General features: G+C 71.2%; 18 protein-coding genes. 8 read left to right on the top strand and 10 right to left on the bottom strand.

The genetic code is table 11. The annotated features are described in order from the left end of the window. The first annotated feature begins 276 nt into the window (after positions 1–276). On the top strand, positions 277–951 hold the full coding sequence (locus ACLQ2X_RS01490; RefSeq protein ID WP_425679066.1) for an HAD family hydrolase: 675 nt from the start codon (positions 277–279) through the stop codon (positions 949–951). Between the two features lie 26 nt (positions 952–977). On the opposite strand, the gene ACLQ2X_RS01485 is transcribed toward ACLQ2X_RS01490, so the two are convergent. The 3 genes from ACLQ2X_RS01485 to ACLQ2X_RS01475 all read right to left on the bottom strand — a co-directional run bounded on the left by ACLQ2X_RS01485 (position 978) and on the right by ACLQ2X_RS01475 (position 4,512). Beyond that, on the bottom strand, positions 978–1,298 hold the full coding sequence (locus ACLQ2X_RS01485; RefSeq protein ID WP_425679065.1) for a hypothetical protein: 321 nt from the start codon (positions 1,296–1,298) through the stop codon (positions 978–980). After that, on the bottom strand, positions 1,295–3,472 hold the full coding sequence (locus tag ACLQ2X_RS01480) for an EAL domain-containing protein (RefSeq protein ID WP_425679064.1): 2,178 nt from the start codon (positions 3,470–3,472) through the stop codon (positions 1,295–1,297). The genes ACLQ2X_RS01485 and ACLQ2X_RS01480 overlap by 4 nt, the downstream gene beginning before the upstream one ends. Positions 3,473–3,666: 194 nt before the next feature. Beyond that, positions 3,667–4,512, bottom strand: a complete 846-nt coding sequence (locus ACLQ2X_RS01475; protein ID WP_425679063.1) for an alpha/beta fold hydrolase — start codon at positions 4,510–4,512, stop codon at positions 3,667–3,669. 74 nt (positions 4,513–4,586) lie between these two features. Here ACLQ2X_RS01475 and ACLQ2X_RS01470 point away from each other — a divergent pair, with 74 nt between their 5' ends. Together ACLQ2X_RS01470 and ACLQ2X_RS01465 are read left to right on the top strand one after the other, a co-directional pair. Continuing rightward, positions 4,587–4,805 carry a hypothetical protein gene (locus tag ACLQ2X_RS01470; protein WP_425679062.1) on the top strand — a complete coding sequence of 73 codons (219 nt, stop codon included), beginning with the start codon at positions 4,587–4,589 and terminating at the stop codon, positions 4,803–4,805. A 45-nt stretch (positions 4,806–4,850) separates the two neighbouring features. Further along, a complete protein-coding gene (locus tag ACLQ2X_RS01465; protein ID WP_425679061.1) occupies positions 4,851–5,354 on the top strand; it encodes a hypothetical protein in 504 nt (167 codons plus the stop codon). 6 nt (positions 5,355–5,360) lie between these two features. Here ACLQ2X_RS01465 and ACLQ2X_RS01460 read toward each other — a convergent pair whose 3' ends face one another. After that, the gene (locus ACLQ2X_RS01460) at positions 5,361–5,600 is read right to left on the bottom strand and encodes a winged helix-turn-helix domain-containing protein (RefSeq protein WP_425679060.1); all 240 of its coding nucleotides are present in this window, start codon (positions 5,598–5,600) and stop codon (positions 5,361–5,363) included. 311 nt (positions 5,601–5,911) lie between these two features. On the opposite strand from ACLQ2X_RS01460, the gene ACLQ2X_RS01455 reads away from it, so the two are divergent. Further along, the gene (locus tag ACLQ2X_RS01455; protein ID WP_425679059.1) at positions 5,912–6,187 is read left to right on the top strand and encodes a DivIVA domain-containing protein; all 276 of its coding nucleotides are present in this window, start codon (positions 5,912–5,914) and stop codon (positions 6,185–6,187) included. A 56-nt stretch (positions 6,188–6,243) separates the two neighbouring features. Here the strand turns inward: ACLQ2X_RS01455 and ACLQ2X_RS01450 are convergent, their stop codons facing one another. Then, positions 6,244–6,789 (bottom strand): hypothetical protein, encoded by a 546-nt coding sequence (locus tag ACLQ2X_RS01450; protein WP_425679058.1) that lies wholly within the window; start codon positions 6,787–6,789, stop codon positions 6,244–6,246. A 4-nt stretch (positions 6,790–6,793) separates the two neighbouring features. Then, positions 6,794–7,468, bottom strand: coding sequence for a hypothetical protein (locus tag ACLQ2X_RS01445; RefSeq protein WP_425679057.1), 675 nt, complete (start codon positions 7,466–7,468; stop codon positions 6,794–6,796). Positions 7,469–7,822: 354 nt separating this feature from the next. Between ACLQ2X_RS01445 and ACLQ2X_RS01440 the strand changes: the two genes are divergently transcribed. Next, on the top strand, positions 7,823–8,530 hold the full coding sequence (locus ACLQ2X_RS01440) for a hypothetical protein (protein ID WP_425679056.1): 708 nt from the start codon (positions 7,823–7,825) through the stop codon (positions 8,528–8,530). 44 nt (positions 8,531–8,574) lie between these two features. Here the strand turns inward: ACLQ2X_RS01440 and ACLQ2X_RS01435 are convergent, their stop codons facing one another. Continuing rightward, positions 8,575–9,450 carry an endonuclease/exonuclease/phosphatase family protein gene (locus tag ACLQ2X_RS01435; RefSeq protein WP_425679055.1) on the bottom strand — a complete coding sequence of 292 codons (876 nt, stop codon included), beginning with the start codon at positions 9,448–9,450 and terminating at the stop codon, positions 8,575–8,577. Positions 9,451–9,673: 223 nt separating this feature from the next. Between ACLQ2X_RS01435 and ACLQ2X_RS01430 the strand changes: the two genes are divergently transcribed. Beyond that, complete coding sequence (locus ACLQ2X_RS01430; RefSeq protein WP_425679054.1) at positions 9,674–10,708, top strand: glycoside hydrolase family 43 protein; 1,035 nt, start codon at positions 9,674–9,676, stop codon at positions 10,706–10,708. A 78-nt stretch (positions 10,709–10,786) separates the two neighbouring features. On the opposite strand, the gene ACLQ2X_RS01425 is transcribed toward ACLQ2X_RS01430, so the two are convergent. Then, positions 10,787–11,344 (bottom strand): M23 family metallopeptidase, encoded by a 558-nt coding sequence (locus tag ACLQ2X_RS01425; protein WP_425679053.1) that lies wholly within the window; start codon positions 11,342–11,344, stop codon positions 10,787–10,789. A gap of 169 nt (positions 11,345–11,513) precedes the next feature. Here ACLQ2X_RS01425 and ACLQ2X_RS01420 point away from each other — a divergent pair, with 169 nt between their 5' ends. Beyond that, positions 11,514–14,282, top strand: a complete 2,769-nt coding sequence (locus ACLQ2X_RS01420; protein WP_425679052.1) for an AAA domain-containing protein — start codon at positions 11,514–11,516, stop codon at positions 14,280–14,282. A gap of 76 nt (positions 14,283–14,358) precedes the next feature. Here the strand turns inward: ACLQ2X_RS01420 and ACLQ2X_RS01415 are convergent, their stop codons facing one another. Continuing rightward, positions 14,359–16,143, bottom strand: coding sequence for an ABC transporter ATP-binding protein (locus tag ACLQ2X_RS01415; protein WP_425679051.1), 1,785 nt, complete (start codon positions 16,141–16,143; stop codon positions 14,359–14,361). Between the two features lie 81 nt (positions 16,144–16,224). Here ACLQ2X_RS01415 and ACLQ2X_RS01410 point away from each other — a divergent pair, with 81 nt between their 5' ends. Continuing rightward, on the top strand, positions 16,225–16,644 hold the full coding sequence (locus tag ACLQ2X_RS01410; protein ID WP_425679050.1) for a MarR family winged helix-turn-helix transcriptional regulator: 420 nt from the start codon (positions 16,225–16,227) through the stop codon (positions 16,642–16,644). A gap of 49 nt (positions 16,645–16,693) precedes the next feature. On the opposite strand, the gene ACLQ2X_RS01405 is transcribed toward ACLQ2X_RS01410, so the two are convergent. Then, entirely contained in the window at positions 16,694–17,317 is a 624-nt protein-coding gene (locus tag ACLQ2X_RS01405) for a TetR/AcrR family transcriptional regulator (protein WP_425679049.1), read from the bottom strand. Between the last annotated feature and the right edge of the window lie 80 nt (positions 17,318–17,397).

The raw sequence follows: 17,397 nt of genomic DNA, 5'->3' as shown, positions 1-17,397 counted from the left end.
ACGCGCCGGCACCAGCCGAACATCCAAAATTGTTGCTGCGTCGATTTGTTGGCGGATCAGGTGGGGCGGGCCGCCGGCGGGGCTCGACAGCTACCTCGCCGGATGCTGTCCGAGCTGCGACACCACGGCTCGCTGAAGCACCGCAGTCGTGCCCAGCACCGTCCCCGCTGGCCCTTCGGCGGTGTCCGTGACGAGGTAACTGCGCTCACCCAGGTACTCGTACGTCTGCTCATTGAAGATCAGCGGCCTGATATCGTATTGATCTAGGGTCATGCGATGACCGCCATGCCCGTGACGACGGTACTGTTCGACTTCGCCTGGACTCTGTTCGCCCGCGACCCGGAGCGCTGGGTGGCCAACGCGGCGGCATCGATCGACCGGACCGTGGCGGCCGGCGAGGCGCACCGTATTGCTGGCGACTACGCGGCACTGTTGCGGGAGACGGCCACGGATCCGGCCCACATCACCCGAGATCTGGACCCGCGAGTCTGGGATCGGGCGATCCGCTCCGTGCTGGAACAGATTCCCGGGGTGGACCAGGCGCTGGCCTCGGCCTTGCACGAAACACACGCCGAAGCCATCGAGCCGTACGCCGACACCGCCGCCACCCTGTCCGCATTGCATGATGGCGGTGTCCGCATCGGCGTCGTCAGCAACGTCGGCTGGGACATCCGTAAATGCTTTGCGCGGCACGGGCTCGACGGCTATGTCGATGCGTTCGTCCTGTCCTACGAGGTCGGCTTCGTCAAACCGGACCCTCGGATCTGGGGCACCGCCCTCGAAGCCCTCCATGCCGCCCCGGGCCAGACCCTGATGGTCGGCGATCATCCCGCCGGCGACGGCGGATCGGTTTCCGCCGGCATACCAGCGCTGATCCTGCCAATGGTGGATTCGCCCGCGCGGAAACGCGGCTTCGAACACGTGCTCAGGCTCGCCCAGATTCCGTCCTGACAGGTCTGAAGACGCGCCGGCCAGGATCACTCATCCTCGAAGAGTGGCTGAAGCTGCGCGAGAAGCTGGGCCCTACTGACATTGCGGGGCAAGTCGACTTCAAGGTCGATCCCCGACCCTTTGACGGTAAGGGTCACCGACGGCCGGGGGTCACGTAGTCGCCAATTCCGGATTGCTGCCACCAGTTCCCCCAGCTGAGGCTGCAAGGCGGCTAAAGTGGCGAGATTCGCCATGACGCTCACCGCGTCGACCGCGAGGGTTATCCCAGAGGCATCGCGGACGCCCTCGTAGGGAAGATCAAGTTCCTCCATGACGTCTGCCGGCAATAGCAGCTTGACGGTGGTCATTCCTCACCCCTCACCCGGGTGGCGACGCGGTCCCGGACCGCCTGATCGAGCGGATGCAGCGCGGTCGTCGCAACCTCTCCGCAGAAATACCCCTGGACGTGGTGGATGCCGAGGTCGTAGATCTGCTTGAGCCCCACCGGCGCCTCGTCGTCGTAGCCCTCCACGATGACTGCACGGGCGTGTGGCGTATGCCCCCGGTCGAGCGCATCTCGCGCTACCCGGGCTACGAGCGCGAGTTCCTCCAAGGCCAGGGGATGGTGCAGGACAGCCCGATCAACCTTGATCTGGGTCAACGGCAACTCAGCCATGCGCGCCAGCGATGCATAGCCAACGCCGAAGTCGTCGACCGCGAATTGGATCCGCAGCTCGCGAGCGAGGGCCGTAAGCCGCCCATGAAAGTAGGCGAGCGGTTCCTGCGGCCACTGTTCGCCCGGGCCCGGTTGGATCGGGTCCTGTTCGGATATCTCCAGCGTCAGGGTTCGCGGATTGAGGCCGGCCTCAGCAAGCGCCCTACTCACATGGCCCAGATAGGAGTCGCTGAGCAGGGAGCGTACCGCCACGTTTACCGAAAGCGGCTTTGTACCTTGCCAGGGCGCGTCGGCATCAGCGTTAGCATAAGAGGTGATCGCCTTCTCGAGGAGTTGAGTATCGCGTTCGATGATGAACCGGTCGCCCCAAGCATGCGCCATCTGCAGCGCCATAAGGGGAGCACGCTTCTCCTTCTCGGTGCGGCGAGCCAATGCCTCATAGCTCTGGATACTCACTCCGGCCGGACGCTGGTCGAGTTCCACCACAGGCTGGAAGACCATGGTCATCGAGCCGATCAGCTTCTGATAGAGGCTGAAGGCATACTGGTAGAGGGTGAGCGGCAAACGTCCAAAGTTACTACGCAGAGCGGTCATCACCCGCATCTCAGCTTCAGTCGGGTTGTCCAGCGGATCCGACTCCCAGATTGTCCGTAAGATGATGGCCAACGGCTCGCCCATGTCGAGCAGGGCCACTGCGGGGTCCGCCACGATCAGCGCGAGCGTCCGGTCGTTGTCGAACGACACGGGTACGCAGAGCAGCCGCCGGTCGGCGTCATCCGAGACGATGTGCCCCGGGATCGAAGTGCGGAATTGCATGGTGTCGGGGGCACTGCGCTCAAGCAGCGGCCACAGCTTGTCCTTGTCGAACCGGCCTGTCGAGTTGACCACGCCGATCCCTTGGCCCGAGAACTCGATGACTGCCGCGGACTCGGCATCGAGGGCGTGCCGGATGAGTTCTACCCGCCCGGTTTGGTCCGGCTGACGTGCCGGGGATGGCTGAGAACTGGCCGGAAACACCCGGCTGAGCATCTGCAGGATCGAACTGGCGCGGTCGTCGAGAGGGCTCTTGCACGGCTGGATCGTGCCAGGACTGGCAGAGGAGGTCAGCGTTTCACGCTCGTGGCGTGAGACCGGCGGGTGTGTGAGGACCGTGGTGGGTGCATAGGTCTGGACGAGCGGTACCGGTGGTGGTTCAAGACCCTGAAGTGCGACATACTCGGCCAGTTGACCGAACGAGACCCGCCCGTTGTCACCAGCCTGACCACGCAGCCCGCGCAGCAGGTGATGGGTCAGCAAACCATGTCGATGCTCGTCGCTCTCCCGCGCGGCCGAGCCATTGGGGCAAGCCAGAAGCGCGCTGTGTCGATCAACCTGAGTGCGGTAGGTCTGCATCACCTCGGCGTGCCGCAGGGCGGCATCTCGATAAATGCCCGCATGGCAGCAGTCGAGGATGAGGAAGGAGGTACCGGCGAACATCTCGAACACGTCGCGTTTCAGGAACGCCATCCGCAACCCGTTATCGGGCTGCTTGCGCAGCATATCCGGGCTTAGATCCGCAGTGACCAGGTAGGCGTCGAGTTGACTGTTCCACTCGGGCACCAGCGCGTGACCGGCGAAGTAGACAAGTAGAAGGTCGGACGGACGCGACTCGACAGCAATCTCCCGGAGCCGGGTTTTGATGTCGTGCCACCTGGCATCAGGACCTACGAAGAGGTCGACGTTGTCGAAGGTGCCGATGTTTGGATCCAACAGCACGGCCTGCATCTCCCGCGCATCGTTCTCGGCGTAGCGCAGGGCAGGCAACTGCACGTCGGCCCCGCAGGTGTTCACTCCGATAAGGACGGCCGAACGCCTGGTCGGCGCCATCACACCTCCAGACGATCCGCGGGCAAATACGCAAAGCAGCTGTGCGGGTGCTATGAGTAACCTTAGCGGATCTTCACGCGCAGAACTGAGCCTGAAGTCAGATTCCCGTCAGTATCACTACCGTCCGTAGTGGAGGTACCCACAGACATCGCCTGGCCGGCCGGCAGTTCCCGAAGTCAGCCATCCTCTTTGCCTCACGTTGGGGAGGCGAGGAAGGTGGTGACCGCCGTCCGAAAGTCGTCCGGCTTCTCCACCCACGGCAGGTGACCGGCCCCGGCCAGGCTCACCCGCCGGCAGTTGGTCAACCCCCGGTGCAGCGAGTCCACGCTCCAGCGGGGACGGATGTCCTCGGGGCCGTCGATGATCAGCACGGGCAGGTCCAGCGTGCGGCACCGCGCCGCGATCTCGGACGTACGGAGTTCGTGCTTGACCTCGGCGTTGACGGCCCGGTTGCAGTCGTGGTTGATGCCCAGCCACGGCGTGGCCAGGTCCTCGGCGTGCGTCATGGCGGCGTCGGGGTCGGCGAAGTCGGCCGACCACTGCAGGACCGCCCGTTCGCGTTCCTCGGCGGGTGTGCGGTCACGCGCGCCGAGCGCCTCCCACCGGTGCAGATGCGGCCCGAGTCGCCGCCTGAGGTTCCGTTCGTAGTGCGGATGCCAGCCGCGTTCGGGGTCGATGCCGGTGCCGGAGACGTAGATCAGATGGCTGACCCGCTCGGGGTGTTCGATCGCGTACCGCAGCGCCAGGTGCGCGCCCCACGAGTGGCCCAACACTGCCGTTCGCGGCCCGGCCAGGTGTTCGCGTACCGCGTCGAGGTCGGCGACGAAACGGTCGACCGAGTACGGCCCACGCCGCTCGGAGCGCCCACAGCCGCGCTGGTCCCAGCGGATGGCGCGGGCGTCGCCGTCGAGCAGTCGGGCGAGCGGGCCGAGGTAGCCCCAGACGCCCGGGCCGCCGTGGCAGAACACGAGCGGCGGGCCGACGCCGGTCTGCTCGGCCCACAGGCGGCAGCCGTCTTCGGTACGCACGTTCGCGGTCATCGCCGACAGTATGGCGAGTCGCGCGGCGGCGGGTGGGTGCATGCGGGCGACCGCCGATGTGGCAGTTTTGGCGGATGAGTGCCGAGGAGATCCCGCTCACCGGCGGAAACGTGACGGCGGGTGTGGTGCGGGTCGGGGACACCGTACGCCGGCAGGCCGGCCCCTGGACCCCGGCGGTGCACGCGCTTCTCGACCACCTCTGGTCGGTCGGGTTCCGGGGCGCGCCCCGGCCGCTCGGTGTCGACGAGAAGGGTCGGGAGATCCTCACCTACGCGGCGGGAGAGGTGCCCTAGCCGCTCCGCTTCGACCTGCTCGAACCGCTGGACCGGCTCACCAGGGTGGATCGGCTGACGCGCGAGCTGCACGACGCGCTCGCGACGTTCACGCCACCGCCCGACGCGCGGTGGAACGTCGTGATCCCGGCGGACCGGGACGAGATGATCGTCCACGACCTCGCACCGTGGGACCTCGTGATCGGTGACCGCTGGGTCGTCATCGACTGGGACAACGCCGGGCCGGGATCACGCCTGTGGGACCTCGCCTACGCGGTGCACGGCTTCGTCCCGATGTCGGCGCGTCCGGACTGGCAGCGCGCCGACGCGGGGCAACGTCTGCGCACCCTGGTGGACGCCTACGGGCTGGACGAGCGGCAGCGCCGCGACCTGGTGCCGCTGCTGACCGTGCGGACCCGGGCGATGCACGACTTCCTGCGGGACCAGGCCGCGCTCGGCGTCGAGCCCTGGGCGACCCACTGGCGGACCGGGCACGGTGACGCGTGGCGCGACGACGCCGAGTACACCGAGCGCCACACCGACCGCTGGATGAAGGCGCTGCTGGACTGACGCCGGTTACGGCTCTCGCATCCAGGTCTTCGGGTCCGTGACGAAGACACCCTTGCCCTGCTGCCGGCGGATCACCCGCAACGCTTCGAGACGCGCATACGCCATCTGCACGGTCCCATGGCTCACGCGGTAGCGAGCGCGCAGCTCAGCGATTGAGGGCAGCTTGTCCCCCGGCTTCAGCTTCTTGCCGCTGACGTCGGCGATCACATCGTCGGCGATGCGCCAGTAGTCCGGCACTTCTCGCATGGCACTCCTCGCGTGGCGATCCGATTCGATCACACCGCGACGCGCCTAACAAGCAGCGTTGACTCATCTGACATGTCTAGATAAGTTGATTCCGAGCCGGTCCTCGCGTGGCAACGAGTTCGGCTCATCCCCCGGTCGGGGCGGGTGCGCGTACCCGCCCCGACCCTCCGGACTGCTCCGGCTCCGTACCGCCGATCCGGGCTGCGGGGGCGGGGCGGGCGGGTCGCCCCCGGCCGGCGTGCGGACGGCCCGCCCTTCCAGCCCCACCGCACCGACCCGCCGCGTCTCCGCCCACCCCGGAAAGGACCGAAGTGACGCAGTATCGATCCGGCCGGCCCTACCTGACCGGCCTACCGGCCCGGCCGACCCCGCACGAGGTGCGCACCCACGCCTTCGACCCCCGCAGGCGGGGCGTCGACCCCGACCAGGTGCGCGAGTTCCAGGCCCGGGTCGCCGACGAGCTGACCGAGCTGCACCGGCACGTACGCCTGCTCGCGCAGGAGAACGACAGGCTCAAGCGCGCCCTGCGGGACTGGCAGGCCATGCACGCCCGGGAGTGCCGCCCACCGAACGACGGGCACTGGTAGCGGCGCGCCCGCCACCCGGCGATCTCCCGCGGGTCGCCTGTCGTGCGTCGGCGCCGTCACTGCCGGGTGGTGGAATACAGCGTCCAGGCGTCGATCTCGGTCGGCGCGAGGGGCCGCGCCGGCAAGTAGGCGACCAGGTCCCGGAAGTCGGCCAATGCGTTGTGGACGCACACCGCCAGCGAGGACTGCAGCAGGTCCCGCGCGGGCTGGGCCTGCGGCGTGGACACGTCGTCGAGCAGCTGGCTCCAGACGTCGAGGGCGAAGACCACGTGGCCGGCGCTCTGGTCGGGCTTGACCACGCAGTAGTAGCGTCCCGTGTCGGTCAGCCGGTTGCGGATGTTCGCCCAGGTCATCGCGCCGTGCACGTCAGGCACGTCGGCGCCGGGCGCGCACGCCATGCGGAAGACCCACCGGTTGGGGTCGCGCTCGGGCGCGGCGGCGTAGACAAGCACCAGGGCGCCGCGGTGGAAGACAGTGAAGCCCTGCGCGTCGGGGTTCTCGCTGAGGAAGTCGGGGGTCCACGTCCGGTCGTACTGTCGTTCGGCGACGGATCGCAGGAACCCGACGGCCCGGCCGGCGGCATGGCAGGCGTCCACGGTCATGTACTCAGTCCCTTCCCGCGCCCGGCTCGGCGGGCGTCGGTGCGTCGGCGGTGTGGACCGGCACCGCGAGCCAGCGGAACCGGCCGTGGGGTCCCGGAAGGCGGGTGAAGTCCTGCCAGCGCAGTGGGTAGTCGCCGGCCAGGTGGCGCTGATCCGGCGGGAAGTACCGTTCGTCGCTGCCCCAGCGGAGGACGCCGCGCAGGCTTCGCCCCTCGTGCAGTCGGAACTCGCGGTCCCGGGTCGGCCGGTCCGTGGCCGGCGCCTGCCACAGGGCGGGGTCGTTGGTGAGCAGGAGCGCGACGGCGGTCGTCGGCGGCGGCCGGCCCCGGCAGAAGCGCTCCAGCCGTTCCAGGTCGGTGACGAACCGGTGCCGGGCGAGGTCGGCGGCGGCGTGGTCGCGCAGGTCGTACCGCTCACCTGTGTGCGGGTCGACGCCGCCCCACCGGGCGGTGAGGTAGGTCAGCTCGATCGCGGTCCGCCCGCCCGGGCCGCGGCAGAGCAGGTCCAGGTGGCCGTGCTGGTCGTGCGGGACCTGGAGGCGGACCTGGACGCTCGGGTCGAGCCGGTGTGCGGTCCAGGCGAAGGCGTGCTGGAGGTCCGCCTCGGAGTGGAACACGGAGCGCTCGGCGCGCAACTCCGCCATGACGGTCGGGACCGGTACGGTTCCAGCGATCAGCATGCGCACCCCAGATGGACGTACCTCGTCCGGTCGGTGGCGGATCAGGGACCATCACGCTACGAAGGGCGACGGAGCGGGATCAAGACGTGACGATCGACTTTGGATGGTCGGTCCCGTAGACGGGACCGGGTTCGCCACGGAGTCCCGCGAATAGGACTACCGGCGTGGTCATCCGATCGGTCAGCCGCCCACGTGAACGCCTCCCCCGGGCCCGCCGCGCGCGGCAGCGGGCCTGGGCCGGCCGGGATTGTTAGCGTGGATCACGGATCGCCGCCCGCGGTGCTCCGCCACCCCTCGCCCGTCCGCCCCGCCGTCGCGCCGACGTCGGGGCGGGGAGCCGTGCAAAGGGGTGCGATGACCACGGAGCCGCAGGAACCGGGCCCGGCCGACCGCCGACCGAAGCCGGGCGCGCCGGTCGGCCGGCGGTGGCACTGGGCGCAGTGGTCGCGCACGCTCGGTGCCGCCGCCCACCGGCGGGCCCGACGGTTCTGGGAGGGGGCGCAGCCCACCCTGCGGCAGTGGTGGTGGACCGAGGAGCCCGCGCTGGCGATGACCACCGTCGACCGCCGCTTCCCGGAGCCGCTGGAGGTGTCCGCCCAGGGCCAGGTGTACGGGTTCACGCTGCGAACCACGTTCACCTGGTCCTCGGACACGGCCCGGCCGGAGTTGTTCGGCTGGTACGTCGACTACTTCCAGCCGCAGGCGATCCAGCGACTGCGCCGGCTGGCGGCGCGCTGCGCGACCGAGGTGCCGCCACACCGCCCGCACGAACTGCACACCGCGCTGACCGCGGCGCTCACCGAGGAGGACCCACCCCCCTGGGTGTACGCGCGGGGCGAGGTCACGTTCACCTGCGAGCCGGACGTGACGGTGCGTCTGGACGAGCGGGTGCGCAAGCTGCTCCAGCCGTACTGGGAGCAGCGCATCGCGCTGGAGTGCGAGCGCGACCTGGCCCGCCGCCGAGCCGAGTACGCCGAGGAACGACATCGGCGCGACCGGCCAACCCCGGGACAGCGGCCACGCCCGCGCGACCCCGGCGAGCCGGAGCCGCCCCCGAACTGAGAGGGCGGCCCGGCGACGGGCGCCGCGGAAGCGGTTCCCGGTGACTACGGGGCGAGGACGAAATCGGCCACCACGCCGTTGTGGTCGGAGTTGGTTCCGCCGACGATGGCATAGTCGGTCATCCGCATCACGCGGAATTCCTCGACGCGCTTCCAGAAGTAGATGTAGTCGATGTGCCGGTTGCCGTGCGTGCCGTTGCCCTTCTCGCCGTAGAGGTTGTAGCAGGAACGCAGATTGGGCAGCTCGTTGGACTCGAAGACCTGCCACGGGAACTTCGCGTACCCGTACGCCCGGTCGGCGCTGAAGTCGACGTTCAGGTCACCGCTGACGATGACCTGTCCGGTGTCCTTCTTGTTGACCGCCAGGTTCTTCAGTGCCTGGAACTGCTTCTCGGCGCAGTCGGTGCGGGGCAGGTTCTCGGGCCTCCCGTTGCTCTCGATGCCGGCGTTGGCGTGCGCGTTGATGTGGTAGACGCTGCGCCCGGTCCCCTTGTGCCGATACCTGACCCAGTTGTTGTATCGGGCGGGCGGCACGTCACCCGGCCCGTTCGTGTCGCACACGAAGTTCGATCCCTTGTCGAGCACGTCGAACATGCTCTTCCTGGCCAGCAGTGCCTCGTTCGCCGCCTGGACCGGTGCGGGCGCGTACAGCCACCAGCCGTTGGCGGCGGCCCACTCCTGCAGGTACGCCTTGCGGTTGCCGACCTCGTTGAGACCGACCAGGTCCGCCCGAGAGGTGATCAAATCCAGGTCCTCGGCGAATTGCGCCTGGCTGAGTGCGTTGAGGATGTTGAGCGTCGCCGCCCGGAAGGTCGAGTTCGCCGCGGCGGCCGGAGCCCCGGGCAGCAGGCTCACCAGCAGCACGGCCGCGCCGACGACGGCGCCTGCGCCCCGCGCTGACCAGCGTCTTCCACGTTGCATGGGCACTCCCTCCACGATGCCGGCAGTCGACATGGCTGCAACACGGCGGTGAAGGATATTACCCGGACGGCGGAGCCCACGGAAGGTTTTCTACAGCAATTCGAGAAAATTTTCGTATCGTCGATACTGAATGAAGAATCTTGACAGGTGCGGGGCACGCGGGCACGCTCGTCGCTGCCCTTTCGATTCGCCATCCCCTCGCCCGTCACGCCAAGGAGATCCCATGCGTCCACGAACGATCTGGCGGCCCGTGCTGGCCGCCGCCGTGGCGGCGCTCGCCGTCGTCGGGTCCGCCCCCGCACCCGCCGCAGCAGCCGCCCCACGACCGGTGTACGCGCCGTCCGACAAAAAACTCGCCGACCCCGGAGTGGTGCGGCACAACGACGACTTCTTCGTCTTCACCACCGGTGACATGGCTCCGGTCTACCGGGGTGACACGGCCTCGGGGCCGTGGACCTCAGTCGGCAACGCCCTCGGCTCGAAGCCGGACTGGGCCGAGAACGACAACGTGTGGGCGCCCGACGCGGTGCAGACCTCCGCCGGATGGGTGCTCTACTACTCGTTGCCCGCCAAGGGCATGAACAAGCAGCGGTGCATCGGTGCCGCCACCTCCCCCAATGTCGGCGGCCCGTACACGCCGGTGGGTGCCGCGCCCCTGATCTGCCCTGGAGGCGCGCACAACGCCGACGACGCGGTGCCGGGGCGGCCGGTCGCCGCCGCCGGCGTCATCGATCCGTCACCGTTCGTGGACGCCGAGGGCCGCCGCTTCGTGCTCTACAAGACGCAGGACAAGCCGTCGTCGATCCGGATGCTCCGGGTCAACGACAGCGGCACCCGCTGGATCGGCAACGCCAGCGGGGAGCTGACCCGCAGCGACGGCATCATCGAGAACCCGGTGCTGCGGCAGCGCGGCGACACGTTCGTGCTGTTCGCCTCCCGGTACGGCTACAACAACTGCAGCTACGCCACCGTCTATCTCACCTCCACCAACCGGTGGGACTTCCACGGCAAGGCGGAGCGCCCGTTGCTCACCACCGCCGGTACCGGAATCTGCGGCCCAGGAGGCGCGGACCTGGTCCCGGCCCTGGTCGAGGACGAACAACGGATCTTCCTGCACGGGTGGGTCTGCGACGGCGACGCCCCGTGCCGGCAGGAGGCCGACGGCAAGCTGCCGGCCAAACCCGAACCCCGCCGTGCGCTCTACGCCGCGATCTTCCGCTGGGACGGCGCGACACCCCGCGTCGGCGCGTTCCTCTGATCCGATGCCGGTCCGGGCCCGTCGCCGCAGCCGCGGCGCCGGGCCCGGACGCGGGCGGCGACCCGGGGACGTCGCGGTTCAGCAGTTGTTGGTGCTCTTCTGGTTGGCCTTGCGGCCGTCGGACCAGGTGACGCCCTGGACGACCGCGACCACGACCCTGCCGTTGTGGATCTGCTCGTAGTGCAGGTGCGGGCTGAGGTTGTACTTCGCCGAGGTGGCCCCCACCCGGCCGATGACGGTGCCGCGCTTCACCTTGGCGCCCTTGGCGACAGCGCGCGACTTGAGGTGGGCGTACCGGGTGCGCCAGCCGTCGCCGTGCCCGATGACGATGGTGTTCCCGTAGCCGGAGGTGGTCGAGTAGTACGACTCCAGCACGGTGCCCGCGGCGCTGGCGACCGTCCGGCGACCGAGGTCGTCGGCGCCGCCGCTGGCACTGTAGTGGTTCCAGTCGATCGCGTGGGCGGGGCTGTGCCCGTTCCAGTTGTTGCCCTGCCAGGTCTGGCCGCACAGGAACGGCATCCGGAAGCCGGGCCGGGCCGCCTGCGCGGGCTGCACTCCCAGCAGCGCCCCGGCGACGACGGCGACGGTGAGCACGGCCGAGACACGCAATCGGGCGGCGGTGAACGTCATGGACATGGACCCTCCCGTTCATTAACAACGATGCAGATCGATGCTAGGAGCAACAGCCCCTTCGGTAAATAGCTACAAGCATGAATGCTTGGGCAAAACTTTCCTACGGTTCCGTAGGTTGCCCGACCGGGCGACAGGCCCACCCCCGGTGCGCGTACGGCATAATCGGCCGGCGATGGACGTGGCGAAGATCCTGACCGCGCTCGCCGAACTGGCTCCGGCCGGAGCCGAGCGGACCTTCGACGTGTCCGGCACCGCGCGGCCGCTGATCTGGCTGCCGGAGCCCGACCGCGCGCCGCGCGACGCCAGGCTGGACCGGCTGGCCGCCCTCGACGCGCTGCACCGCGACCAGCGGATCCTGCGCCGGGGCCTGGCCTTCGTCGTCGGCGGGGTCGACGTCGACGGCAGCCGCCGGCGGGTCCGCGTGCCGTTGCTGGCCCAGCCGGTACGCCTGGACCGCACCTCCCGCAGCTACCGGATCGTGCCGGCCGGGGACCTGGAACTGACCTCGTTGGTCGAGGACCGGGACCTCGCCGGCCGGCTGGAGGCCGCCCCCGGGCTGGCCGCGCCCGGCTGGCTCGGCGCGGCCGGCACGAAGGCCTGGATCACCGCCGCCGCCGAGGCCGCCGGCCTGAAGCTGACCACGGTGCGGGCGCGGCCGCCCCGGGTCATCGACGAGGACACGCTCACCGGAATCGCCGCCGCGGCGCTGTTCACCACCCGCGACGTGCTGACCGGCCGACTGCGCGACACGCTGCTCGACTGGGCGGTCCGCCCCGGGCTGGCGGACACGGCGCTGAGCCGGCTCTATACCGACCAGGGCGACGACACCGACCGGCGCGGCGACACCGGCGACGGTCCGACCGACGACGCCGAGGTGCTGTCGCCACTGCCGCTGAACGCCGCGCAGCGCGACGTGGTCCGGCGGACCCGGACCGAACCGGTCGTGGTCGTCTCCGGCGCGCCCGGCAACGGCAAGAGCCACGCCCTGGTCGCCGCCGCGCTGGACACCGTGGACCGGGGCGGGTCGGTGCTGGTGGCCACCAAGTCGGTCCACGCCGCGGACGTGCTCGGCGAGCTGCTGCGCCGGCACCCCGGCCCGACACCCGTGCTGTTCGGCGACGCGGAGCGCCGCGAGGCGATCGCCATCGATCTGGCCGGCGGCGCGGCGGCCGGGACGGACGACGCCACCCTGCTGGCCGACGAGGCCGCCGTGGCGTCCGCCCGGGCCCGGGTGGCGGCCGTGCGGGCCGCGATCGTCGCCGCCCTCGACGAGGAACGTCGCGCCGCCACGCTACCCGGGTGGCAGCCGCTGCTGCCGGCCCTGACCCAGGACGCCCCTGCCCTGTTCGACCCGGACACCGACCTGGAAGCCGTCCGGTCCACCCTGGACCGGGCGAGCGCGACCGGTGACGGCTGGTGGCGGCGCTGGCGGCGGTCCCACGCGAAGCGGCAGCTGCGCCGGCTCGTCGGCGGCGACCCGTCGCCGGACCGGCTGCGGACCGCGCTGGAGGCGGCGGGCGCGGTACGGGCGGCGGCCCGGCTGGCCGCCACCGGCGGCACCGACCTGGCGGCGGCGTGGCGGAGCCTCGACGAGGCGGACGCCGCGCTGGCCGACGCGGTCGGCACCGCGATGCGACACCGGGCGACCGGCGCGCAACGGTGGGCCGGCGAGGCGCGGCGGGCCACCAGCGGGCTCGCCGCCGCGCTGCGCGCCGGACGCAACCGCCGCCGGGAACTGCTTGCCGGGCTGGACGCCCGGGCGCTGGTACGGGCGCTGCCGCTGTGGGTGGGCACGGTCAGCGACATCGAGGACCTGCTACCGCCGACGCCCGGGATGTTCGACCTGGTGGTGCTGGACGAGGCGGCGCACATCGACCAGTTGCGTGCCGCCCCCGCGCTGGCCCGGGCGCGGCACGCGCTGGTCGCCGGCGACCCCCGGCAACTGCGGTTCGTGTCGTTCGTGGCCGACGTGGACGTGACCGCCACCCTGCACCGGCACGGTCTGGACCGGTTCGGCGACCGGCTCGACGTGCGCCGGTCCAGCGCCTTCGACGTGGCCGTCGGCGCCGCCCCGGTCACCTGGCTGGGCGAGCACCACCGATCCGTGCCGCACCTGATCCAGTTCTCCGCGGGCCGGTTCTACGGCGACCGGCTGGAACTGGTCACGCGGCATCCGCGCAACGAACGTGCCGACGTCATCGACGTGCTGACCGTGACCGGGGCGACAGTGGTCGACGGCGTCAACCAGGCCGAGGTCGCCGCCGTCCTCGACCTGGTGGGCCGGCTCGCCGAGGCGCCCCCGGCGGGCGGCATCGCGGTGGTCAGCCCGTTCCGGGCGCAGGCCGACGCGTTGGAGGCGGCGCTGCTGGCCGCGTACGACGTCGAGGCGATCGAGCGCCTCGGCCTGCGCTCGGGCACCGTGCACGCGTTCCAGGGCAGCGAGGCCGACGTGGTGATCGCCTCGCTGGGGCTGGTGGACGGCGACCCGCCGTCGCGGCACCGGTTCGTGGCCGAGCCGAACCTGTTCAACGTGCTGGTCACCCGGGCCCGCGCCCGGCTGGCCGTGGTCACGTCGCTGGGCTCGCCCGAGGGTCTGGTGGGGGACTACCTGGCCTACGCGGACCGAGCGCCCGTGGCGCCCGAGGCGGAACCGGCGACCGGCTGGGCCGCCGAGCTGGCCCAGGAGCTGCGGCGGCTCGGGCTGCCGGTGCGGCCCGGCTATCCGGTGGGCCGCTGGCGGGTCGACCTCTGCGTCGGCGCCGACGCGGACGCGGTCGGGGTGATCTGCGCGGTGCACCCGGACGGGGTGGCGGCGCACCTGGAGCGGCAGCGCTCGCTGACCCGGGCGGGGTGGCGACTGCACGACGTGTTCGCCAGCCGCTGGTCGGACGACCCGATCCGGGCCGCCCTGGACCTGGCCGCCCGCGTCCCCGGCCGCTGACCACGACGACGGCCACGGCCGCCGCCGGCGGCTGCGCCGGACCGCCGCCGGCAGCGGTGGCCGGCCGGCGGGACGCTCAACCGACCAGGGCGGCGTACCGGCCGCGCCGGTCCAGCAGCGCGTCGTGGGTGCCGGACTCCACGATGCGGCCGTGGTCGAGCACGGCGATCCGGTCGGCGTCGCGGACCGTGGAGAGCCGGTGCGCGATGGTGACCACGGTCCGGTTCCGGGCCAGTTCGTCGAGCGCCGCCTGGACCGCGCGCTCGGTCTCGGTGTCCAGCGCGCTTGTCGCCTCGTCGAGCACCAGGATGCGCGGGTCGCGCAGCAGCGTCCGGGCGATCGCCAGGCGTTGCTGCTCGCCGCCGGAGAAGCGGTGCCCACGCGAGCCGACCATGGTGTCGTACCCGTCGGGCAGCGCGGCGACGAGGTCGTGGATGCGGGCGGCGCGGGCGGCGGCCTCGATCTGCGCGTCGGTGGCGTCGGGTCTGGCGTACCGCAGGTTGTCGCGCACGGTGCCGTGCAGCAGGTACGTCTCCTGGCTGACCACACCGACCACGGCGGCCAGGTCGGCCAGGCGCAGCTCGCGCAGGTCGACGCCGTCGATGGTGATCCGGCCGGCGTCCGGGTCGTGCAGGCGGCTGAGCAGCGCGGCGAGTGTGCTCTTGCCGGAGCCGGTCTCCCCCACCAGCGCCAGGCTGGTGCCGGCCGGCACGTCCAGGCTGACGCCGGCCAGGGCCGCGGTGTCGCTGCCCGGATAGCTGAACGTGACGTCCTCGACGCGCAGGTGGCCGCGGACCGTGGCCGGGTCCAGCGGGACCGGACGGGTCGGCTCGGCGACGTCCACGGGCAGGTCGAGGTATTCGAAGATCCGGGCGAACAGGGCCAGCGACGCGGTGAGCGTGACACCGACGTTGAGCAGGCCCATCAGCGGCCGGAACAGGTTGCCCTGCAACGCGGTGAACGCGACGAGCGTACCGATGGTGAGGGTGCCGGCGGTGCCGGGCAGCCCGGCGCCGAGGTAGATCACGGCGGGGATCGCGGCGAACAGGATGCTCATGGCGGCCATCCGCCAGCGGCCCGCCAGTTCCGAGCGCAGCTCCAGGTCGACCAGGCGGGCCGAGGAGGCGGTGAACCGGTCGACGAGCGACGCGCCGGTGCCGAGCGTCTTGGCCAGCCGGATGCCGCTGACCGACAGCCCTTCCTCGATGGTCACCGTCAGGTCGGCCAGTTCCCGCTGGCGGCGGGCGGTGATCTCCCGGCGCAGCCGGGCGACGCGGCGGGTGAGCCAGAGCGCGGGCGGCAGCACGACCGCCGAGACGAGGGTGAGCCGCCAGCTCAGCGCCAGCATGGCGATGGTGGTGGCGACCACCGTGGTGAGGTTGGCGGCGATCGAGGTGGCGGTGGAGGTCACCACGTTCTGCATGCCGCCGATGTCGTTGGTGATGCGCGACTGCACCTCGCCGGTGCGGGTGCGCACGAAGAAGCCGAGCGACTGGCGCTGGAGGTGGGCGAAGACGTCGGTGCGCAGCCGGTGCATGACCTGCTGGCCGACCCGGGTGGAGATCCAGGTCTGCGCCACGCCGAGCACCGCGGTCACCGCGGCGACCGCGATCATGCCGGCGACCAGCCAGGCCAGCAGCGTCAGGTCACGTTCGGGCAGGGCCCGGTCGATCACGGCGCGCAGCAGGAACGGCGAGGCCATCGCGATGATCGAGGACGCCACGATGATCGCGACCACGGTGGCGAGGGGGCGGCGGTGGGCGGTGAACAGGCCGCCGATGCGGCGCAGGGACACCTGGCCGGCCTGGGCCTTCTCCTCGGGTGACACGGTCCGGCCGCGGCCGTCGGGGATGCGATCCAAAGCGTTCTCCTCAGGTCGGGGATATTGCTGAGGTTACCTCAACATGAGGGAACAACAAGAATGGCTGCTATCGTATTCCGGGTGACCGGCAGCGACGCGCAGACCCTGGCCGAGACGTTCTGGGCGGTGACCCGGCGGCTGCGCCACCAGACCAAACGGGCGCTGGAGCCGTGGGAGATCAGCCCGGGCCAGGCGCGCGCCCTCGGCGTGCTGCTGCGTCACGGCGCACTGCGGCCCGGCACGCTCGCCGAGCACCTGCGCATCGCCCCCCGCTCGGCCACCGAGTTCATCGACGGGTTGCAGGACCGCGGCCTGGTCGCCCGCCGGCCCGACCCGGCCGACCGGCGGGCCACACTCGTCGCGCCCACCGCCGAGGGCGAGCGGGTCGGCACGGCCATCCGACAGGCCCGGGCCACCGAGGCCGAGCGGTTCTTCGGCGCGCTCGACCCGGACGACCGGGCCGAACTGACCCGCATCCTGCGCCGCCTGCGCGAGGACTGACCACCGGACGGTCGCCGTGGGCCGGGACCGCCGGCCCCACGCGCCGGGCTCAGCGCAGGCCGGCGGCGATCGCGTCGACGAGCAGCGCGCCGACCGTACGGGCCATGACCGCGCGGGCGGCGTCGAGGTCCAGGCCCAGCGCGTCGCGCAGCATCGACCAGGCCGACCAGGTGCAGGCGACGGTCAACGCGTCCAGCAACTGGTCCCGCCCCGGACCGGCGTGGGCCAACTCCGCGCCGAACACCGCCTCGAGTTCCGCCCGGACCCGGTCGACGGCCGCCTCCCGGTTGCGGCGCAACTGCGGGGAGAACGGCTCACGCAGCGCGGACGCCCGGGCCGACGGCGCCAGCACCTCCAGCAGCCGGGCCCGCTGCTCGCAGAACGCGGCGACCCGGCCGGTCAGCGGCAGATCCGGCTGCACGGGCCGCCACAGCTCGGCCTGCCGCTCACCGACCCGCCGCCCGGTCGCGGCGAACAGCGTCTCCATGTCCTTGAAGTTCGTCCACAGCGTGCGCAGCGAGACCCCGGCCCGCTCGGCGATGCGTTCCCCGGTGGGCCGCAGGTCACCGGCGTCGATCAGGGCCAGGTGCGCCTCCACGATCGCGGCCCGGGTCCGCTCGGCCCGGGCGGCCCGGCCGTCCACCCGCCCCGGCGGGTCGGTCTCCACGATCATGGGTACGGCTCTCCTGTGCTGCTCGACTGCCGGCGGCCACTCTACGGGCGTGGGGGGGGGGGGGGGCGGGGGGGCGCCGC

Origin of the sequence: Micromonospora sp. DT31, from assembly GCF_049841795.1 — a bacterium.
Lineage (GTDB): Bacteria > Actinomycetota > Actinomycetes > Mycobacteriales > Micromonosporaceae > Micromonospora.
This window is presented reverse-complemented; position numbering and strand designations above follow the sequence as displayed.

Bases quoted from the DNA above. Each gene is read 5' to 3' on its own strand.
- ACLQ2X_RS01490 (WP_425679066.1), top strand. From the start codon at position 277: ATGACCGCCATGCCCGTGACGACGGTACTGTTCGACTTCGCCTGGACT.
- ACLQ2X_RS01485 (WP_425679065.1), bottom strand. From the start codon at position 1,298: ATGACCACCGTCAAGCTGCTATTGCCGGCAGACGTCATGGAGGAACTT.
- ACLQ2X_RS01480 (WP_425679064.1), bottom strand. From the start codon at position 3,472: ATGGCGCCGACCAGGCGTTCGGCCGTCCTTATCGGAGTGAACACCTGC.
- ACLQ2X_RS01475 (WP_425679063.1), bottom strand. From the start codon at position 4,512: ATGACCGCGAACGTGCGTACCGAAGACGGCTGCCGCCTGTGGGCCGAG.
- ACLQ2X_RS01470 (WP_425679062.1), top strand. From the start codon at position 4,587: ATGAGTGCCGAGGAGATCCCGCTCACCGGCGGAAACGTGACGGCGGGT.
- ACLQ2X_RS01460 (WP_425679060.1), bottom strand. From the start codon at position 5,600: ATGCGAGAAGTGCCGGACTACTGGCGCATCGCCGACGATGTGATCGCC.
- ACLQ2X_RS01450 (WP_425679058.1), bottom strand. From the start codon at position 6,789: ATGACCGTGGACGCCTGCCATGCCGCCGGCCGGGCCGTCGGGTTCCTG.
- ACLQ2X_RS01445 (WP_425679057.1), bottom strand. From the start codon at position 7,468: ATGCTGATCGCTGGAACCGTACCGGTCCCGACCGTCATGGCGGAGTTG.
- ACLQ2X_RS01440 (WP_425679056.1), top strand. From the start codon at position 7,823: ATGACCACGGAGCCGCAGGAACCGGGCCCGGCCGACCGCCGACCGAAG.
- ACLQ2X_RS01435 (WP_425679055.1), bottom strand. From the start codon at position 9,450: ATGCAACGTGGAAGACGCTGGTCAGCGCGGGGCGCAGGCGCCGTCGTC.
- ACLQ2X_RS01430 (WP_425679054.1), top strand. From the start codon at position 9,674: ATGCGTCCACGAACGATCTGGCGGCCCGTGCTGGCCGCCGCCGTGGCG.
- ACLQ2X_RS01425 (WP_425679053.1), bottom strand. From the start codon at position 11,344: ATGTCCATGACGTTCACCGCCGCCCGATTGCGTGTCTCGGCCGTGCTC.
- ACLQ2X_RS01420 (WP_425679052.1), top strand. From the start codon at position 11,514: ATGGACGTGGCGAAGATCCTGACCGCGCTCGCCGAACTGGCTCCGGCC.
- ACLQ2X_RS01405 (WP_425679049.1), bottom strand. From the start codon at position 17,317: ATGATCGTGGAGACCGACCCGCCGGGGCGGGTGGACGGCCGGGCCGCC.